The sequence below is a fragment of the Pseudoalteromonas luteoviolacea genome (genome assembly GCF_001696455.1).
In the GTDB taxonomy this organism is placed as follows: domain Bacteria; phylum Pseudomonadota; class Gammaproteobacteria; order Enterobacterales; family Alteromonadaceae; genus Pseudoalteromonas; species Pseudoalteromonas luteoviolacea_C.
This window is the reverse complement of record NZ_MAUJ01000007.1, coordinates 276,295-295,009: the sequence shown is the minus strand read 5'-3', so window position 1 is coordinate 295,009 and position 18,715 is coordinate 276,295. Positions and strand designations below refer to the sequence as shown.

At 43.2% G+C, this 18,715-nt stretch carries 15 protein-coding genes; 14 read left to right on the top strand and 1 reads right to left on the bottom strand.

From position 1 onward, the window contains the following. The first annotated feature begins 111 nt into the window (after positions 1–111). The 4 genes from A7985_RS19340 to A7985_RS25845 are packed head-to-tail and all read left to right on the top strand — an operon-like array spanning position 112 to position 3,827. Positions 112–2,109, top strand: a complete 1,998-nt coding sequence (locus A7985_RS19340) for a hypothetical protein (RefSeq protein WP_141685402.1) — start codon at positions 112–114, stop codon at positions 2,107–2,109. A 36-nt stretch (positions 2,110–2,145) separates the two neighbouring features. Further along, on the top strand, positions 2,146–2,601 hold the full coding sequence (locus A7985_RS19335) for a phage tail protein (protein ID WP_065792093.1): 456 nt from the start codon (positions 2,146–2,148) through the stop codon (positions 2,599–2,601). Continuing rightward, positions 2,598–2,810, top strand: a complete 213-nt coding sequence (locus tag A7985_RS19330; protein ID WP_065792091.1) for a tail protein X — start codon at positions 2,598–2,600, stop codon at positions 2,808–2,810. Before A7985_RS19335 ends, A7985_RS19330 begins: the two co-directional genes overlap by 4 nt. A gap of 6 nt (positions 2,811–2,816) precedes the next feature. After that, positions 2,817–3,827, top strand: a complete 1,011-nt coding sequence (locus A7985_RS25845; protein WP_081310637.1) for a phage late control D family protein — start codon at positions 2,817–2,819, stop codon at positions 3,825–3,827. Between the two features lie 165 nt (positions 3,828–3,992). Here A7985_RS25845 and A7985_RS19320 read toward each other — a convergent pair whose 3' ends face one another. Beyond that, positions 3,993–4,922 carry a DMT family transporter gene (locus A7985_RS19320; protein ID WP_256096808.1) on the bottom strand — a complete coding sequence of 310 codons (930 nt, stop codon included), beginning with the start codon at positions 4,920–4,922 and terminating at the stop codon, positions 3,993–3,995. A 590-nt stretch (positions 4,923–5,512) separates the two neighbouring features. Between A7985_RS19320 and A7985_RS19310 the strand changes: the two genes are divergently transcribed. The 10 genes from A7985_RS19310 (at position 5,513) to A7985_RS19265 (ending at position 18,554) form a co-directional block, all read left to right on the top strand. Then, on the top strand, positions 5,513–6,460 hold the full coding sequence (locus A7985_RS19310; RefSeq protein WP_065792086.1) for a homoserine O-succinyltransferase: 948 nt from the start codon (positions 5,513–5,515) through the stop codon (positions 6,458–6,460). Further along, the gene (locus tag A7985_RS19305; protein WP_065792084.1) at positions 6,450–7,541 is read left to right on the top strand and encodes a homocysteine S-methyltransferase family protein; all 1,092 of its coding nucleotides are present in this window, start codon (positions 6,450–6,452) and stop codon (positions 7,539–7,541) included. Before A7985_RS19310 ends, A7985_RS19305 begins: the two co-directional genes overlap by 11 nt. 11 nt (positions 7,542–7,552) lie before the next feature. Beyond that, positions 7,553–10,180 carry a methionine synthase gene (gene metH, locus A7985_RS19300; protein ID WP_065792082.1) on the top strand — a complete coding sequence of 876 codons (2,628 nt, stop codon included), beginning with the start codon at positions 7,553–7,555 and terminating at the stop codon, positions 10,178–10,180. 459 nt (positions 10,181–10,639) lie between these two features. Then, positions 10,640–11,350 carry an ABC transporter ATP-binding protein gene (locus tag A7985_RS19295; protein WP_065792078.1) on the top strand — a complete coding sequence of 237 codons (711 nt, stop codon included), beginning with the start codon at positions 10,640–10,642 and terminating at the stop codon, positions 11,348–11,350. 369 nt (positions 11,351–11,719) lie between these two features. Beyond that, a complete protein-coding gene (locus A7985_RS19290) occupies positions 11,720–12,409 on the top strand; it encodes an ABC transporter ATP-binding protein (protein ID WP_065792076.1) in 690 nt (229 codons plus the stop codon). Next, entirely contained in the window at positions 12,406–13,749 is a 1,344-nt protein-coding gene (locus tag A7985_RS19285) for an ABC transporter permease (protein WP_256096807.1), read from the top strand. Before A7985_RS19290 ends, A7985_RS19285 begins: the two co-directional genes overlap by 4 nt. An 11-nt stretch (positions 13,750–13,760) precedes the next feature. Further along, positions 13,761–14,969 (top strand): ABC transporter permease, encoded by a 1,209-nt coding sequence (locus tag A7985_RS19280; protein ID WP_065792074.1) that lies wholly within the window; start codon positions 13,761–13,763, stop codon positions 14,967–14,969. A gap of 340 nt (positions 14,970–15,309) precedes the next feature. Further along, the gene (locus A7985_RS19275; protein WP_065792072.1) at positions 15,310–15,993 is read left to right on the top strand and encodes an ABC transporter ATP-binding protein; all 684 of its coding nucleotides are present in this window, start codon (positions 15,310–15,312) and stop codon (positions 15,991–15,993) included. Between the two features lie 8 nt (positions 15,994–16,001). Beyond that, positions 16,002–17,336 (top strand): ABC transporter permease, encoded by a 1,335-nt coding sequence (locus A7985_RS19270; protein WP_065792070.1) that lies wholly within the window; start codon positions 16,002–16,004, stop codon positions 17,334–17,336. 9 nt (positions 17,337–17,345) lie between these two features. After that, positions 17,346–18,554, top strand: coding sequence for an ABC transporter permease (locus A7985_RS19265; RefSeq protein ID WP_065792069.1), 1,209 nt, complete (start codon positions 17,346–17,348; stop codon positions 18,552–18,554). Positions 18,555–18,715: the final 161 nt, after the last annotated feature.

The window sequence follows — 18,715 nt, the reverse complement described above, 5'->3', positions numbered from 1 at the left end:
GTTGGATCTCAAAGGTATTGCCAGCGGCGATGTTTCAAGCTTAATGACCGCAGCGCCAGATTTATTGGCGTCGGTGGGCTTGAATGAGGCATCCGAGACCCTTGTAGCTGCTTGCCAGCACTGCAGCAGTTGGATCTCAAAGGTATTGCCAGCGGCGATGTGTCAAGCTTAATGACCGCGGCACCTGGGTTATTAAAAGCAGCTGGGTTAGGTGAAGCTTCTGAAACGTTGGAGGCTGCTTTACCGGCGCTACAGCAGTTGGATCTAAAAGGCATTGCCAGTGGTGATGTATCCAGTCTGATGTCGGCTGCGCCTGGTCTGCTCAAAGCGGCAGGACTAGATGAAGTAGGTGCTACACTCGATGCTGCGTTACCAGCTTTACAAAAGCTGGATACCAAAGCGATTTTGGAAGGAGATCTCAGTTCCTTAATGCAGCAAGCGCCGGAATTGCTTAATGCGTTTGGCTTGCAAGATGCTGCGAGTGTATTTTCGAAGCACTCAGCGCTGATTGAGAAGCTCGACTTTAAAGGAATTTTAAATGGAGACTTGTCTTCATTAACTGGCGCTGTGCCTGATTTATTAGCTGAGTTTGGTTTAGGCGACTTAGGTTTAGAATCACTGTTTGACGGTAGTGATGAGCAAGAGGAAAAACCTAAGAAATCTAGGAAAAAGTCGCGTAAAAAATCCAATAAGCGTAAGAAATCGAATAAAGGAGCGAAGCGCTCACAGAATGACAGTGATGAGGCGAGCCAGCGAAAGGCTGCGAAATTAAATCAATCACTGAAATCCGATAAACCAAAGCGTAAAAAGCCAGCGAAGCCAGCCCTTAAAGTGCTAGATGGCGGAAAAGCCAAACCCGCTGGCCAGCAAGTTACCAGTAGCAGGGCTAACCAGCCTGCAAAACACCCTAAAGCGAAAGCGTCCAATTCATATAAAGCGCCTAAGGCCGCTAATGATTCGGTATTTTCAAAGTTGGGTAAGTTCGCAGGTAAAAAAGGTGGTGCATTGTCAAGCTTGGTCAAGGGGCCTGCAAAGTATTTAGGTAAGCTAAACGCGCCTTTGACCGTTGCAATGGGCGCTATGGATGCCTACTCCGCGCTAAGTGATGACACCTTAAGCAATCAAGAAAAGTCCAGCCGTGTTGGTGGAGCTGTCGGTGGTATGGGGGGCGCATTAGCTGGCGCAACTGCAGGTGCCGCTATCGGCTCTATTATTCCAGGCATTGGTACTGCGATTGGCGGGATTGTTGGCGGCGCAATTGGCGCATTTGGTGGAGAATCTGCAGGTAGTTGGCTAGGTGACACGCTGGGCGGCTGGTTCTTTGACGATGAATCAAAAGAGAATAACCAGCAAGCAGCGAGTGAGTCTAGTACATCGAGTGTAACAGCATTGTCAAATGGACAGGCTCAAACGGAATTTGCACAAGAGACAGCTGCAAATACTCAAACAAGTTCACCACTACAGTTTGTCAAAGATAATGTCATCAATGAAGCGAACATGGTGCTTGGCACAATGGCTGCGGTAGATGAAGCGTCTGGCAAGCCAGCAGGAAAATCAGCGCAATGGTCTAAGCAAACGCAATTGTTGGGACATGCTTTAAATGGCCATACCATTTATCAAGCTGCGGCCAATGACGACCTCTCAACACAAGAAAAAGCACGCACTATCGGTGGCACGTTAACGGGTGCGCTAAGTGCGGAAGGTGTTGAGCACTTAGTCGGGAAAATTCCCAAGTATGGAAAATTCCTCGGTCCAGTTGCCGGGTATTTAACCAATGCAGCAATGTCCCAAGTCGGTGGCAACTTCTTTGCTAGTTTGTTCGGTGACGATAAGACCGAAAAGTCGAAGCAGTTGGCGGATTCAAAAGCTTTGCCAGTAAGCAAGCCTGAATCTCTAGCCCAACAAAGTAGCGTTCAATCTCAAATCACCAGTGATGTGCAATCGAAAGAGTTTGCTGGCAGTGTCACGGTGAATGCCAACATTACAGTGAATGCTAACGGCGATGACAAAGCGCAAGACATTGCTATTCAAATTAAGCAAATACTGGAACAGCAGCAACAACAAGCTGTGCGAGACTATCGTGCGCGGTATTACAACGAAGTAGCTTAAGGGGTTGCCCCTTAAGCTTTTAAAAGAGGGTTTTCAATGGCAAAGATTAACCATGCCAATTACATGTTGCAGCTAGGTAAATATAAGTTCTCTGTGAGTACGGCTGCATTTCAAAAAATGCAGTTCAACACTCAGTACCGCTGGAAAACACTTGATACTCAAACCGACCAAACTACACCAGTACAGCAATTTATTGGTGTGGGGAAGCAAGAGCTTGAATTAGAGGGAACCATCTTCCCTCAATTGGTTACTGATGGTTTGAAACAACTGGATAGGATGCGAGCTGAGGCAGCCAAAGGCGAGCCTTTAACACTGACTTATGTAGAAGAAAGTGGCAAATCAACTCCCAGTGTTGGGCGTGTTTTAGACAAGTGGGTCATCACCGACATTAATGAGACGCGGACATTATATTTGAATGATGGTATTCCACGCGAAATCCAATTCACGATGAAGCTGTCTCGATATGATGGTAATGAAGGAGCACAATCATGAGTGGAGTAACTTATGTCACACGTGATGGCGATTGTTTGGACTTGATATGCTTCCGCCACTATGGACGAAGTTCAGGTATGGTTGAGCGTGTCTTAAATGCGAACTATGGACTCGCAGAGCTGGGTCCTATCTACCCAGAAAATATAGAAATATTACTGCCGGACTTACCTAAACCGAAAGTACGTAAAGAGATTAATATTTGGGAGTAAATTGTCATGGAATTACAGGCGCATTACTCGGTAAAAGCAAATGGCAAGGAAGTTGCGGCGCAACTTCGAGATCGTATTGCAGAAGTTCGAGTGACCCTTCGTACCGGACTGTTAAGTGATACTTGCTATGTGAAGTTTGACAATTTAGGCAACCTGCCAATTACTGCGCCAAAAGGTGCAGAAGATCTTGAGATCGGTATGGGTTACAAACAAGGTACTGGCGATAACAGTGCACCGATTGTTGAAATGGGCAAGTACAGTGTCGGTGAGTATCAATTAATTGGCCCTGTGAGAGCGTTGGAGCTACATGGTAATAAAGTCATTTGGGATCAAGAGTTAAAAACACTGAAGTTTAAATCTTGGCCAAGTTCAGATGATGCGCCGTTGATGCTGGCAGATGTGATTTCAGAGATTGCAGGGCAGTATGGTCTGTCGCCTTGCATTGCCGATAGTTATCAGCAAATCCAATTGCCTCAAATTGAGCAAAGTGAAAGCGACATGCAGTTACTCTCAAAGCTAGCGGAGCAATTCGATGCCTTTATGAAAATCGTTAATGACAAATTGATTTTCATGAATAAAGGGACCGGTCGTTCATTGTCTGGACAAGCTTTGCCAGAAGTAGCCCTAGGGCCAAAATGGCTGACGAATTGGATACTTAATGCTCAGCACTATAAGTCAGTAGGTGAAGTCAAAGCAAAATTCTATGACTTTGACATTGCTGAACTAAAGACAGTGAATGCGGGGTCGAAATCCCCAAGTCATGTGTTGCCATACGTGTTTGCAAACGAAGCAATCGCGCAAGCCGCTGCGGATAGCAAACTTAACCAATTAAAACGCAGCCACAAATCAGTTCAGTTACATACCTTTGGGAAACCAGACATCGTGGCTGGTGGCGTCGTTGAAATTGAAGATGTCGCCGACGAAATTAACGGTCGTTGGTACGTCAATGAAGTCGAACACGTGATTAATGGTCAAGGTTTTTACTCTTATGTGAGTTGCGAGGCCTTGGCTGAATAAACGCTTTTTGCGTTTTATGGTTCATGAATAATTTCATATCGCATTGCTATTCTTGCGATGCTTTTCCTTCCACACCTCCTACCTCCAAGGTCATCCAGTTAGCCTGCTCACGTGCATTGCTCTATGCATAGGCTAACTGTGATGGCCTCTTTCCTAAATTTATTCCTACCCACTCAATAGTAAAACTATCCCGCCAAACGCCAATACCCCACCGAATATCATGTTGTGTGTAATATGCTCTTTGCGTATTAGGCTCATTGTCATTACCATCAGCGGTGCAGCAGAAAAAATGGTTTGAGCAATCGCTGGATCTGTGTTGTTTACTGAAATCAGTTGCAACCACAGGCCGATGAACGTACCGAAAAACACCGCAGCAAATAACCAACCTTTATTATCTATCCCCTTTAGTGTGATCGCACGTTGTAATGAGCTGTGTTTAAATGCTGCAACAATAGCTGCGACAGCCACAGTGCCGGATACCAAGCGTATGGTTGCTGCCCACAAGCTACTGACTTGTTGATCATTCAATGCCCCTTTAGATAACACCATTCCAGCTGCTTGGCAGGTTGCTGCAATAAGCGCGAAAATGACCCCTTTGTGGTACGTGTTCCGATCTACTGTAGGTAGAGCTTGATTGGGCTTTACAGCAATAATCACACCTAAGGTGGTGAGGATAATGCCCAACCACGCAGTAAGGGATAAAAAGACGCCTAATAAGGCGATGTTGAGCAGTCCTGCAATCGCGGGGGCGAGTGATTCTATTACCAAAGTGCGCGCAGGGCCTATATTGCGTAGTGCACCAAAGTAAGCACTGTCTCCAATAGCGATCCCTACAATGCCACTGGCAATCAACCACCCCCAGCTCAGTTCATTTGTGGGTAGCTGACTATCCCAAGTTAAAAGTAATACAGCGGCCATGAGTGCTGATGCAATGACCCCTTTTGCTACATTTAACTCCAATGGATTTAGGTGATGACTAAAACGTTTGTAAAGCAGTGTCGAGAATGCCCACACAGCGGCCGCTGTGAATGCGGCTAACTCTCCAATTCCCATAGTGGTCTTATTATTCTTTTTAACTGGTCGTACTGTAATCATTTTGATTGTGGATGCAACATTTAAATTAAACTTTCAGTTTTTATTGAAAGTTTAAAAGGTTTCTTGCTACACTTTGTTTTGTAGATATAGTCGTCAGCTTAACGTGGTTGCTCTGCCACTCATAGGAGAACAATATGATATTCGATGCAATTCAAGTAAATTTAATTCTCTTCAGTTTTTGTATGTTCGTATCTTGTTTGATTATGGCTTTCTCCGAGTCAAATCAAGAAGGAGTCGATCGGCTGAAGGTGGGCATTGAATACGGTATTTTCTCTTCAGCGGGTCTCATCTTAGCGATAGTGTTAGCTTATGGTTATATCAGTTAGTCCTCTACTTGCATAAACACAGGGTGCTACTCACAGGGCACCCTTTATCTTTAAATACACCTACAAACTCCACATTCTTTTCTATCTATTCCTTACTGAACTTTTTCCTCCTCATCTACTTAGTGCCGATATTCGCCTAACACATCAAAAATTTCCTCACTCATTTGGACGTCTGTACATCTAGAAGTTGAATTTTTTTGGCTTTCGTTCATAATGGCAGTCATATATTTTTAGCTAATTTATGCTCCATTGGGGAAGAGTCTCATGCCAATTACCGTAAAAGACGAATTGCCTGCCATTGCACGGCTGCGACATGAAAATGTATTTGTTATGCCAAAAAGTCGCGCTTTGTCTCAAGAAATCCGTCCTATGCGGCTAGCCATTCTAAATCTGATGCCGAATAAGGTAGAGACCGAGGTACAGTTTATTCGTTTGTTGGCAAATACACCGTTGCAAGTGCATGTTGATTTATTGCGCTTGGATACACATCGTAGCTCTGAAAATTCAGAACAGCATTTAAACATGTTTTATCGTTACTTCTCTGAGGTTAAAGAGCAGAATTATGATGCCCTAATTGTTACTGGCGCACCGTTAGCACACCTTGAATACAGTGATGTTATCTACTGGGAAGAGTTACAAGAGTTTTTTGATTGGGCGGAGCACCATGTTACCTCAACTTTGTTTTCTTGTTGGGCTGCACATGCCGGCCTATTCCATCATCATGGCTTAAAAAGAACACTTAAAGAAAATAAGCTATGTGGTGTATTTAAGCATAAGGTGTATTTTGACCATGGAGCGCTTACACGTGGATTTGACGATGAGTTTTTAGTACCCCACTCCAGGTATGGCCATATTGATATTGAGAAGATCAATAACAGCAAAGACTTAGTCGTCTTAGCTGGCTCACAAAAAGTCGGTGCTTACCTACTGAAAAACAAAACCGGTAGTCAAGTGTATATCACAGGTCATCCAGAATATGATGCGGATACACTACAAAAAGAGTATCAGCGAGATTTGGTCAACGACATAAATGCACCTAAACCAGAGAGCTATTTCCCCAATGATGACCATACTGCCAAACCATCAAAGACCTGGCAGAGTCACGCCTTTTTATTATTCTCAAATTGGTTAAACTACTATGTGTACCAAACAACCCCCTACGATATTAATCTCGTTAGCCAAGACGTAAGGACTAACAATTATGCCGAATAACAGCGTGCCATTTGAGCCAGTTGATGGCCAAGCAGTATCTGATGCACTGCAAAAGACCATGCAAAATCGTATTGTCATTTTGGATGGTGCGATGGGTACCATGATCCAAAAACACAAATTTGAAGAAGAAGACTATCGCGGCGAGCGCTTTAAGGATTGGCACGTGTTGATTAAAGGCAACAATGATTTGTTGAGCTTGACCCAACCAGAAGTGATTCGACAAATCCATAGAGAATATCTCGAAGCGGGTGCCGACATTATAGAAACAAATACCTTCAATGCGACGACCATTTCGATGGAAGATTATGACATGGCCAGTTTAAGTCGTGAGATAAACTTTGAGTCGGCAAAGTTGGCGCGCGAAGTGTGTGATGAATTTACTGCAAAAGACCCAAGCAAGCCACGCTATGTAGGTGGTGTGTTGGGCCCAACATCTAAAACCTGCTCGATTTCACCTGATGTAAATGACCCTGGTTATCGTAATGTTACGTTTGATGCGCTGGTGGAAGCGTATATAGAATCAACGCTCGCCCTAATAGAAGGGGGAGCGCATTTAATTCTCATTGAAACTATATTTGATACGCTGAATGCCAAAGCAGCAGCTTATGGCGTAGAAGAAGCGTTTGAGCAAGCAGGTATTCGATTGCCAGTGATGATTTCAGGTACTATTACAGATGCGTCAGGCCGTACACTGTCGGGTCAAACAACAGAAGCTTTTTATAACTCTATTCGTCATATCAAACCGATTTCAATTGGCCTTAATTGTGCTTTAGGCCCTGATCTATTGCGCCCTTACGTTGAAGAGCTATCGCGTGTCTGTGAAACCTTCACCTCTGTACACCCGAACGCGGGTTTACCCAATGAGTTTGGAGAATATGACTTAGAAGCTGATGAAATGAGCGTAGAGATAGTTGACTGGGGTAAAGAGGGCTTTATCAACATCGTAGGTGGGTGTTGTGGCACCACACCTGAGCATATCAAAGCATTTGCAGATAAGCTTGCTGAGGTTAAGCCTCGTCCACTGCCCGATCTCGAAGTTCGCATGCGCTTATCAGGTTTAGAAGCCTGTAACCTGAATTAGGAAGTATCACTATGACGCAATCTACAGCCATTTTTACTAACGTCGGCGAGAGAACCAATGTTACGGGTTCGGCGCGTTTTAAGCGCCTGATTTTAGAAGAAGACTACGAAACTGCACTCGAAGTTGCGAGAGAGCAAGTAGAAGGTGGTGCGCAGGTCATTGACATCAACATGGATGAAGCCATGTTGGACTCTAAGATGGCCATGGTGAAATTCCTTAATCTAATCGCTTCTGAGCCTGAAATCTCGAAAGTACCAATCATGGTTGACTCGTCGAAGTGGGATGTCATCGTGGCGGGCCTAAAGTGCATTCAAGGCAAGGCAATCGTTAACTCAATCTCTTTAAAAGAGGGGAGAGAACCTTTTGTAAAGCAAGCAAAAGTCTTAAAGCGCTTTGGCGCTGCGGTTGTGGTAATGGCTTTCGATGAAGTTGGTCAAGCGGAAACCGCGGATCGCAAGTATGAAATTTGCGAACGCTCTTATAAAATCCTCGTGGATGAGCTGGGCTTTCCGCCAGAGGACATTATCTTTGATCCCAATATTTTCGCGGTTGCGACAGGTATCGAGGAGCATGATAACTACGCAGTTGAATTTATTGAAGGGACGCGTCGTATTAAGCAGAACTTGCCTCACTGTAAAGTGTCGGGCGGTGTGTCCAATGTATCATTCTCATTTCGCGGCAATAATCCAGTTCGTGAAGCGATTCACTCAGTGTTTTTATACCATGCGATTAAGGCTGGTATGGACATGGGTATCGTGAATGCCAGCCAGTTAGCGGTTTATGACGATATCCCTCTTGAGCTTCGAAATGCCGTTGAAGATGTGATACTTAACACAGACTCCGGAGCGGGTGAGCGCCTTGTTGAGATTGCCCCCAAATACTCAGGCATGGCACAAGCTGAGAAGAAAGAAGATTTGGAATGGCGTACTTGGCCCGTTACTAAGCGACTAGAGCATGCTTTGGTTAAAGGTATTACTGAATACATCGAAGAAGATACTGAAGAGTGCCGCGTGAGCTTTGATAAACCTATTCAGGTTATCGAAGGGCCATTGATGGATGGTATGAATGTCGTTGGTGATTTATTTGGTGCTGGCAAGATGTTCTTACCTCAGGTTGTTAAGTCAGCTCGCGTGATGAAACGTGCAGTTGCTTACCTTGACCCATTTATCGAAGCTGAAAAAGAGGAAGGGGCGAGTAACGGTAAGATTATCATGGCAACGGTAAAAGGCGATGTGCACGATATCGGTAAAAATATCGTGGGCGTTGTGTTGCAATGTAACAACTATGAAGTGGTCGACCTTGGTGTGATGGTACCTGCTGAAAAAATATTGCAAACCGCCATTGATGAAAATGCCGATGCGATAGGGTTATCGGGCCTCATCACGCCATCGCTGGATGAGATGGTGCATGTCGCAAAAGAAATGACTCGTCGCGGTTTTGAAATACCTTTACTAATTGGTGGTGCGACAACATCTAAGGCACATACTGCGGTTAAGATTGAACCGCAATATGATAAGGGGGTGATTTATGTTAACAATGCGAGCCGAGCTGTAGGCGTGGTTTCAAGTTTACTTAGTGCAACGCAAAAACCAGTATTTTTAGAAAAAACCGCCAATGAGTATGTCAAAGTACGCGAACAACAAGCGCGTAAAAAGCCACGCTCAAAGCCTGTAACTTTGGCACGTGCGCGAGACAATGCAGCTAAACTCGATTGGGACAATTATACGCCCCCTAAGCCCAAAAAACTGGGTATTACCGAATTTAAAGATGTGAGCATTCAGACTTTACGTAAGTATATCGACTGGACTCCTTACTTTATGACCTGGTCTTTGGCGGGTAAATATCCGCGTATTCTTGAAGATGAAATTGTCGGTGAAGAGGCTAAAAAGTTATTTGCAGACGCAAATGCGATGCTAGACGAACTAGAGCGCAGCGGCTCGCTACAGCCTCTTGGTGTCATTGGATTATTTCCTGCCAACCGTGTGGAAGACGACATCGAAATCTATAAAGATGAGTCGCGATCAGAAGTATTGTTACGTTCTTGTCAGCTACGTCAACAAACTGAAAAACCAGATTTTCCTAATTACTGTCTTGCCGACTATATCGCGCCTAAAGGGGTTGAAGACTATTTTGGTGCCTTCGCTGTGACTGGTGGACTTGAAGAAGACGATCTCGCTGATGCATTTGATGCGCAGCAAGACGACTACAACAAGATCATGGTCAAGGCGGTCGCAGATAGATTAGCAGAGGCATTTGCAGAGTACTTGCATGAGCAAGTACGTAAAGAATATTGGGGATTTGCGGCTGATGAAGCGCTGAGCAATGAAGAGCTGATCCGTGAAAATTATCAAGGTATTCGACCAGCTCCGGGCTATCCTGCATGCCCAGAGCATACTGAAAAACGCAAAATTTGGGAACTTTTAGATGTTGAAAGCCGCATTGGTATGAAATTAACAAGCTCTTACGCAATGTGGCCAGGTGCAGCGGTTTCTGGCTGGTACTTCTCGCACCCAGACTCCAAGTACTTCGCCGTTGCGACAATCCAAAAAGACCAAGTTGAGGACTATGCGACACGCAGCAACATGTCTCTAGAAGAGGCTGAGCGCTGGCTTTCACCTAATTTAGGGTATGATGTGTAAAAATATTGCACCTTTGATTATGCAGTAATTTAGCGGCTATGGCTCTGAATTACTGCATTGTCCATACACACCGTGCTTTTTGCTTCTAGGCACATGTCTAAACTGTACTTGATAACATAATGCTAATTAGCACACCCAATTAAAACGCCAATTGTCTGCATTTTAGGCATTTATTTGTCCGCGAATTATTCAAGCTCGAGTAGGATGGTTCTCTAGCACTTTATATGGTTACTTTCTTGATGTTTTATCGTGACTTACGTAATCCCTTTGTGTATCTTTTGACAAGAAATAGCAATGTATAAAGTTGTATTTAGTTCGATATTCCAATCTGTTGAATACTACTGAAAAGCGGTTAAATCGAATAATAGAAAGCTCTATTATAGTCGCGAAGCCGAGATTATTTGTCTGAACAAGTCAAACTCTCTATTAAAAAATATATTAGGCTAGGAAGTATTGTATATGCTTAAAATGTCTGGGGTAGCAAAAGCTTACACAACGGATACAATTCAAACTCAGGCGTTACAGCCCTTTGACCTTGACGTTGAACAGGGCGAATTCATTGCAGTAGTTGGCCCATCTGGCTCTGGAAAAACGACATTCTTAAATATATTAGGCCTATTAGAAGATCCTTGTGAGGGGCAGTATTACTTGGATGGGGAAGCTGTTTTACAGCTTAAAGATAGGCAAAAGTCGCGACTTAGAAATTCAAAAATAGGAATTATATTTCAAAGCTTTAATTTGCTTCCAGAGTTGTCAGTTTACGACAATGTTGAGGTGCCTTTGAGATATCGTTCACTGTCTGCGAAAGAACGAAAAAATCGCGTTATGACGGTATTAGACAAGGTAGGTCTTACGAGTCGTGCACACCACAAACCGCATCAACTTTCTGGAGGGCAGCAACAACGAGCTGCAATTGCGCGGGCGCTAGTTGGTGAGCCTACAATTGTGCTCGCCGACGAACCCACGGGAAACCTTGATTCTAGCAAAGCTGAAGAAATTATGAGCTTATTACAAAGCTTTAATAGCCATGGCACGACTATCTTGATGGTAACGCATGACCCTATCTTGGCTATGAGAGCAAAGCGCACGATTGAAATTAGAGATGGTGTATTGAAAGAGCGCAGTGGCAAACACTATGCAGCACGTTGGCGCACTGAAGCGATAGCTTAATTAGCCGTTTAGTTTAGCCAAACAGCTTAAAGCTATAAGAGCTGAACGGCGCGTAAAAATGAAAGATCTACACTCGTCATTATGCTCGAGGAGGCGCTCTTTAACATAAAGACAAGTTAAAATTGCCGTGGCTTAGCAAAGATATATTAACCTTTTAAATAATAAGCGATATTAAATTAATGTTTTATTTTGGTGACTTTAAGGTTTGGTTTATGTATCTTTCAGTGCGTGATACCTTAATGTATTAAGATTTTGCATGCAGTAATTGGCCAAGTAAAGATTATCTATACTTAGTTAAAAATTAGCAATTTAGCACATTCGGGCGATGGAAAGTCCTAACTAAGTCAGCAATAGCAACAAGGAATTATAATGTTAAAAATGTCAAACGTTGCAAAAATATACGTAACAGATACAGTTAAAACGCAAGCTTTACGGTCATTTGATTTAGAGATTGAAGCTGGGGAATTTGTGTCAGTTGTCGGTCCGTCAGGTTCTGGAAAAACGACCTTCCTTAATATTGCCGGGCTATTGGAAGATTATTCTGAAGGGAATTATTACCTTAACAATCAAGATGTCACCAAGTTGACTGATACTCAGAAGTCACGTCTAAGAAATGAACAAATAGGCTTTATTTTTCAAAGTTTTAATTTGATACCTGAGCTTAATTTATTCGACAATGTTGAAATGCCATTAAGATACCGTTCGTTTTCAGCTAAAGAACGTCAGCGCCGAGTAATCGATGCTTTAACTAAAGTAGGGCTGGCGAATAGAAAATCACACTATCCGCAACAGCTTTCAGGTGGTCAGCAGCAGCGAGTTGCTATTGCTAGAGCACTTGCTGGATCTCCATCATTTTTACTGGCGGATGAGCCAACAGGTAATTTAGATTCGAACATGGCTGATGGCATCATGTCCTTGCTAAAAGATATTAACGCTTCTGGCACCTGTATATTGATGGTTACACACGATTTGGAGCAAGCTCATCTTGCGGATCGCATAATAGAAATTAAAGATGGTGTACTCACTGAAGGTATACCTTCACAAAATGTGGTGGCATGAGGTTTAGCATGTTGCGTTACTATTTTAAGCTTGCGTTTATTAGCCTTAAGAAAACGCCGTTATTGAGCTTTTTGATGATTGCGACAATCGCAATAGGCATCGCCGCTACTATGGTTACCTATACAGTTCATTACATGATGACTCAAGATCCAGTTCCTGGAAAAAGTGACCGCCTTTTCACCGTGCACCTCAGTAGTTGGGATCCCAATGTAAGCTATAAGTTAAAAGATGGAAAAGAGGATATCCCGATCTTTATGACTTACCAAGATGCGACAAACTTATACGCTGATAAAAAAGCTGATAAACAAACCATTATTAGTTTTCATAAAACGATGATGCGGGCCGCTGAGCAACCTTCAGGTATGGCAACAATGACGTATCTTAGGCCAACGACGCATGAATTTTTTAGTATGCTCGATGTGCCTTTCTTATTTGGTTCACCTTGGAGTGCAAGCGATGACAGCCAAGGTAACCCTGTTGTGGTGTTATCTAAAAAGAAAAATCAGCAGCTATTTCGAGGAGAAAACTCTCTAGGTAAGGAAGTTTTGATTGGCGGAGTTTTGTATCGGGTCGTTGGCGTGTTAGACGAATGGACGCCATTACCTCGTTTTTACACAACACGAAGTGAAGCATTTCGAGAGCCTAGAGGTGTATTTATTCCTTTTCAATCGAGCATTCAGAATAACTGGTCACTCAGTACAGATGGCAGCGTGTATTGTTGGGGTGAAGTGGATTTTGTGGACTTAGAGTCAGTAAAAGCATCTGAATGTGTTTGGTTATTTTACTGGGTTGAATTGAGCTCTGCTGAACAGCGTGAAGATTACCTCGCATATATTAATCGTTACGCTCAAGAGCAGCGGGCGATGGGGCGTTTTCAGCGGGAGCAAATGAATCGTATATTGAATGTTGCAGAATATATCGAATATAACGAAGTGGTAAGAAAAGATGGCCGTATTGCTATTTGGTTATCTGCGGCTTTTCTAATCGCCTGTTTGCTCAATTGCATGAGTCTAATGATGACTAAATTTCATGGAAAAGGGGCCGAAGTAGGTCTGAGGCGTGCTATTGGAGCCAGTAAGGTCAACATTGCGTGGCAATTTAGTTGCGAAACAGTCATTGTTGGGGTTTGCGGAGGCGTGATTGGCTTATTGTTAGCACAGCTAGGGTTGCAAATTACGGCTCAAGTATATAGCCATTTACATACTGAACTGATGGAAATGAACCTCGAGCTAGTGATAATGACACTCGTGTTGTCTGTATTTTCCAGCTCTCTTTTTGGCCTCTATCCTATATATAGAGCATGCCAGATCCAGCCTTCAAGCCACTTAAAAAGTTTGTAGGAAGTAGTGAAATGAAAGATTTAAAGCCGATAATAAAATCCTTAATACGGGAAAAAACGGGCCCATTACTGCTTTTACTGCAAATCGCCGTAACATACACAGTCTTAGTCAATGCGGTGTTTATGTTATTGCAAAAGCATGAAGAGATTCATGTTTCCAGTGGTTTAGCTGAAAGTGAGCTATTTTGGTTTCAAATGTCATTGCATGGAGAGCCAGAGGAAATGAAAGCTAGCTTATTTCGTGACCTTGAAGCGATAAAATCATTGGATACTGTTAAAAACGCGGTGACATTGAACTCTATTCCATTTTCCGAGTGGGGAGTCGGACATGAAATCAGATTGGATCGTAACGCTGAAGGGTTTATCACCAAGGCTGCGTTTTACACTGGTAGCCACGATGCTGCAGAAACTTTGGGTCTTAAACTGATTGCAGGTCAGGGATTTGAACTCAGTGATGAGAGGCGCTTATTTGATTTTGGCTTAGATACCCCTTCAGGCATTGTAATAAGTAAGGCCTTGGCTGAGCAATTGTATCCACTTGATTGGCAACAAGTGCTAGGTAAGACGGTATACCTCAATGAAGATGCCCAGGTTGTAAAAGGGGTTGTAGAGCATTTAATTGGCCCTTGGAGCTACTGGGAAAATAGCAATTATAACGTCCTATTTTCTACAGCCACGGTGTCATCTGAAGTGTTTCTAATGATCCGAATACAGGGAGAAAGTGCTAAACAAAGTATGCAGGATGTAATGCGCATTGTTATGCAGGAACCGAATCGTACGGTAGATCACTTAGAAATGTTAACAGAGTCAAGAGCGAGCGCTTATCGCTCTCAAGTCGCTGCGTATAGTACTTTGAAAGCTGTTGTGATTGGGTTAGCTTTAATTACAATGTTAGGTGTATTTGGGCAGGCGCGTTTTGCTATTTTGAAACGGCGGAAGCAAATTGGTACACGCAGAGCATTGGGGGCGAGCCGAATAGCAATCGTTCGTTATTACTTATTGGAAAATGCGGTAATTAACTTGATTGGTATCGCTTTAGGGATGGTGCTCGCAATAGTAGCTAATAATTTACTGATATCACACTTTAATTTATTGCCAGTACCGAGTATTTACCTATTCTATGGCAGTGTTATCATTTTTGGTGCAGGCACACTGGCTGTTGTACAACCGGCGATTCGTGCTGCAAGTATATCGCCATCAGAAGCGACACGCTCAGTATAGTATTATTTGGCTCAACTCGATTGAGCCAACCCATTTCATTTATTCCCTCGTTATTATCCTGTGCTAATGGTTTTCATCAGTCTTCAGAATTGGTTACCAACTTAAGAGGTTAATTAAAATTTTAATTTAAGGTGAAATTTTAATTAATATTGTGTTTTAATTGACCTTTTTCATTTACAATGAGCCGGATTTTTTTTGGGTACTTAAACCTAATAGCCAAGTCGTCGACATGATGCACAGCCAATAAGGCAGTCAGCTATGTTTCTTCGTCATCTACAAACTGATGACAATATAGGGAGGTGCTGTTAGGGCGACTTGTGAAAAAGTTAAAGGATATACAATGTTAAAAATGCGAGGGGTAGCTAAGTCATTTGTGACGGATACCATAAAAACTCAAGCACTTCAGCCATTTAATTTAGATATTGAGCAGGGGGATTTTATTTCAGTTGTGGGGCCTTCAGGTTCAGGTAAAACCACCTTTTTAAATATTGCCGGGCTATTAGAAGCGCACTCAGAAGGACAGTACTATTTAGATGATGAAGATGTCACGAGGTTGTCAGACCGTCAGAAATCTTCTCTGAGAAATCAAAAGATTGGATTTATCTTTCAGAGTTTTAATCTCATTCCAGAGCTCAATTTAATTGATAACGTTGAAATGCCATTGCGTTACCGGCACTTTAGCTCAAAAGAACGCGCGCAGCGAGCTCAGGAAGCTTTGTTGAAAGTAGGTCTTGCCGGGCGACAAACACACTATCCACAACAGTTATCTGGTGGACAGCAGCAGCGGGTTGCCATTGCGAGAGCGTTGGCTGGTAGCCCTTCTTTTTTGTTGGCGGATGAGCCAACAGGAAACTTGGACTCGCAAATGGCTGATGGGATTATGTCTCTTTTAAAAGAGATCAATGAGCAAGGGACCAGCATTTTGATGGTGACACACGATATGGAGCAGGCGAAGCAGGCTAGTCGGATTATTGAAATACGAGATGGATACTTATCAGAACATCAGGAAGCATTGTTAGCATAGGGATAAGCATGGTTAATTATTACATCAAATTGGCGTGGCTAAGTTTAAGAAAAACGCCATTATTGAGTTTTTTAATGGTAAGCACCATTGCCATTGGCATTGCGGCTGCAATGGTCACAATCACTGTGGGTTATATGATGGCGCAAGACCCACTGCCACATAAAAGTGACCGAGTTGCGATGGTCCATCTCAACTCATGGGATCCGATGCAACCATATGGCTATCGACGTAATGGTAAAAACGATATTCCTAGTACGTTGACTTATCAGGACGCAATGGCACTTTTACATGCCAATAAAGCGGATAAGCACACACTGTTTGCCCAGTTTTCAGATATGATCAGGGCGGCATCCGCGGATATTCGAGATGCTCAATTGCACCCCGTACGTTCTACAACTCGTGACTTCTTTGATATGTTTGGCGCGCCATTTATTTTTGGTGGCACTTGGAGTGAGGAAGCCGATCTCAACGGCGAACAAGTGATCGTATTGTCTAAACATGAAAATGACCGCATTTTTGGTGGGGGAAACTCCATTGGCAAAGAGCTCCTTATAGGTACATTGCTCTATCGTGTGGTTGGGGTTATCGATGATTGGCAGCCTACACCACGCTTTTATACACACCGATACTTAATGTACCAACCGACATTAAAGTATTTTGTGCCCTTGGAGTCGCAAATTCGCAACGAATTGTTTTCACCGACTTCAATGGGATGGTCATGTTGGGGGGATGCACCAAATTCTACACTGGCCGATTTACTCGTTTCAGAATGTGTATGGATACATATGTGGGTTGAATTTGACTCGGTGGCTAAAAAAGACGATTACTTTGGCTTTATGTCCGATTATTCTGAAGAGCAACGGAAAATTGGGCGATTTGCACGTCCCGAGCCTAACCGCCTTATGACTGTGCCTGAATACCTCAAAATGGAGGGGGCGCTGAGCAATGAGAATATCATGGGAATAGGGTTTGCGCTGGCATTTCTACTAGCCTGCTTATGTAATGTCATGAGCTTAATGATGACTAAGTTTCATGGAAAGGGCGGAGAAATTGGGCTTCGTAGGGCCGTTGGCGCAAATAAGAAAGACATCATTATTCAATTTGGTTTTGAGTCAGTATTTATTGGTTTAGTTGGCGGGATAATTGGCCTTCTTCTGGCGCAAGCTGGTTTATCGGTACTAGCCGAGATGTTCTCTAACATGCATCAAAATGTGATGACGATGGACATTTACCTTATGCTTGGCACGATAGGTTTGGCAGTAAGCACCTCTGTTTTGTTTGGTCTATGGCCGATATATCGAGCGAGTCAAATACAGCCATCTAGCCAATTGAACAGTTTATAGGAGCGCGATATGAAGGATTTAAAACCCATTTTAAAGACCTTATGGAAAAGTAAAACTGGTCCTATCTTGTTAATCATTCAAATCGCTGTTGCTTTTACCATTTTAATTAATGTGGGTTATATGGCTGTTCATAAATGGCATGAAATTAATAAACCCAGTGGGCTGAATGAAGAGCGCTTATTCACTTTCATGGCTAACTTGCCAGTTGAACCCGATAACTATAAAGCGCAGCTTGAACAAGACTTTGCTGATATTCTTGAGCTGAGTAGTGTGGAGAATGTCATTGCAACTAACTCAATCCCATTAACGAGTTGGGGGCTGGGCTTAGCGCTTAATAAGACTGAAAGCGATGAAAGTTATATCACCTATGCGGGTGTTTATAGTATGACGGATGGCTTTATAGACACACTTGGTTTGGAAGTCGTGATGGGACGAAAGTTTGACCATGCTGAGATGCTGCTTTCTAGTACTGACTACACGGTGCAATCAAGTACCGTGATGGTGACGCAAGCAGTCGCTAAAAAAATATCGCCTGAGGATTGGACCCTTACTGTAGGGAAAACTATCTATATCAATAGCCGACCTTATCAAATCATTGGTATTGTTGACGAGTTGATTGCAACTTGGCCTACTTGGTGGGGGAATGAACGAAGCGTCATTTACCCAGTGTATACACTGACCAGTGAAAGTAAATTTATGGTTAAGGCCCGTGAAGGTCAGCTTAAACAGGCTATGGAGGACGTACAAGCTTTATTAATGCGTCAACCAGGCAGGATCATAGATGACTATCAGACCTTTGCCCATACAAGGGAGCAAGGGTATAAACCGATGGTTTCGTCCTTGGCTATACTGATAGCGGTTACTATCGGTCTAATAGTAATTACTATGCTCGGCACGTTTGGGCAAGCGCGCTTTGCAATTCTTAGACGTAAAAGGCAGATCGGAACTCGAAGGGCACTGGGAGCAAGCAAATGGCAAATCGTACGCTACTATGTTTTAGAGAACATTGTTATCACAACGCTGGGTATCCTGTTTGGGGTTGTATGCGCGATTTTGCTCAATGTAAAGCTCATGGAGTTTTTTGACCTGTTATCTGTCCCATCAGAATACTTTTTGTTTGGCGCACTCGCGGTATTAGTAGCCGGTCAACTCGCAGTGATTCCCCCGGCATTGGGTGCTGCTAATATTCCCCCAGCATCTGCGACTCGATCTATTTAATTCACTTCTTTGAAGATTAGACACTGCACTTTTGCAGTGTCTATCCAACGCTGTACTTTGTACCGTTATTTTCAACATTTATTCAGCTTTAATTTTGCCCAATTAAAATTTGCAATAACTATCAATATCTTGCAAATAGTCATGATTTTTACTCAGAGATA

Coding starts and splice junctions, on each gene's coding strand:
- A7985_RS19270 (WP_065792070.1), top strand. CDS start 16,002: ATGGTTAATTATTACATCAAATTGGCGTGGCTAAGTTTAAGAAAAACG.
- A7985_RS19290 (WP_065792076.1), top strand. CDS start 11,720: ATGTTAAAAATGTCAAACGTTGCAAAAATATACGTAACAGATACAGTT.
- A7985_RS19335 (WP_065792093.1), top strand. CDS start 2,146: ATGGCAAAGATTAACCATGCCAATTACATGTTGCAGCTAGGTAAATAT.
- A7985_RS19265 (WP_065792069.1), top strand. CDS start 17,346: ATGAAGGATTTAAAACCCATTTTAAAGACCTTATGGAAAAGTAAAACT.
- metH (WP_065792082.1), top strand. CDS start 7,553: ATGACGCAATCTACAGCCATTTTTACTAACGTCGGCGAGAGAACCAAT.
- A7985_RS19285 (WP_256096807.1), top strand. CDS start 12,406: ATGAGGTTTAGCATGTTGCGTTACTATTTTAAGCTTGCGTTTATTAGC.
- A7985_RS19305 (WP_065792084.1), top strand. CDS start 6,450: ATGCCGAATAACAGCGTGCCATTTGAGCCAGTTGATGGCCAAGCAGTA.
- A7985_RS19310 (WP_065792086.1), top strand. CDS start 5,513: ATGCCAATTACCGTAAAAGACGAATTGCCTGCCATTGCACGGCTGCGA.
- A7985_RS19320 (WP_256096808.1), bottom strand. CDS start 4,922: ATGATTACAGTACGACCAGTTAAAAAGAATAATAAGACCACTATGGGA.
- A7985_RS19295 (WP_065792078.1), top strand. CDS start 10,640: ATGCTTAAAATGTCTGGGGTAGCAAAAGCTTACACAACGGATACAATT.
- A7985_RS19275 (WP_065792072.1), top strand. CDS start 15,310: ATGTTAAAAATGCGAGGGGTAGCTAAGTCATTTGTGACGGATACCATA.
- A7985_RS25845 (WP_081310637.1), top strand. CDS start 2,817: ATGGAATTACAGGCGCATTACTCGGTAAAAGCAAATGGCAAGGAAGTT.
- A7985_RS19330 (WP_065792091.1), top strand. CDS start 2,598: ATGAGTGGAGTAACTTATGTCACACGTGATGGCGATTGTTTGGACTTG.
- A7985_RS19280 (WP_065792074.1), top strand. CDS start 13,761: ATGAAAGATTTAAAGCCGATAATAAAATCCTTAATACGGGAAAAAACG.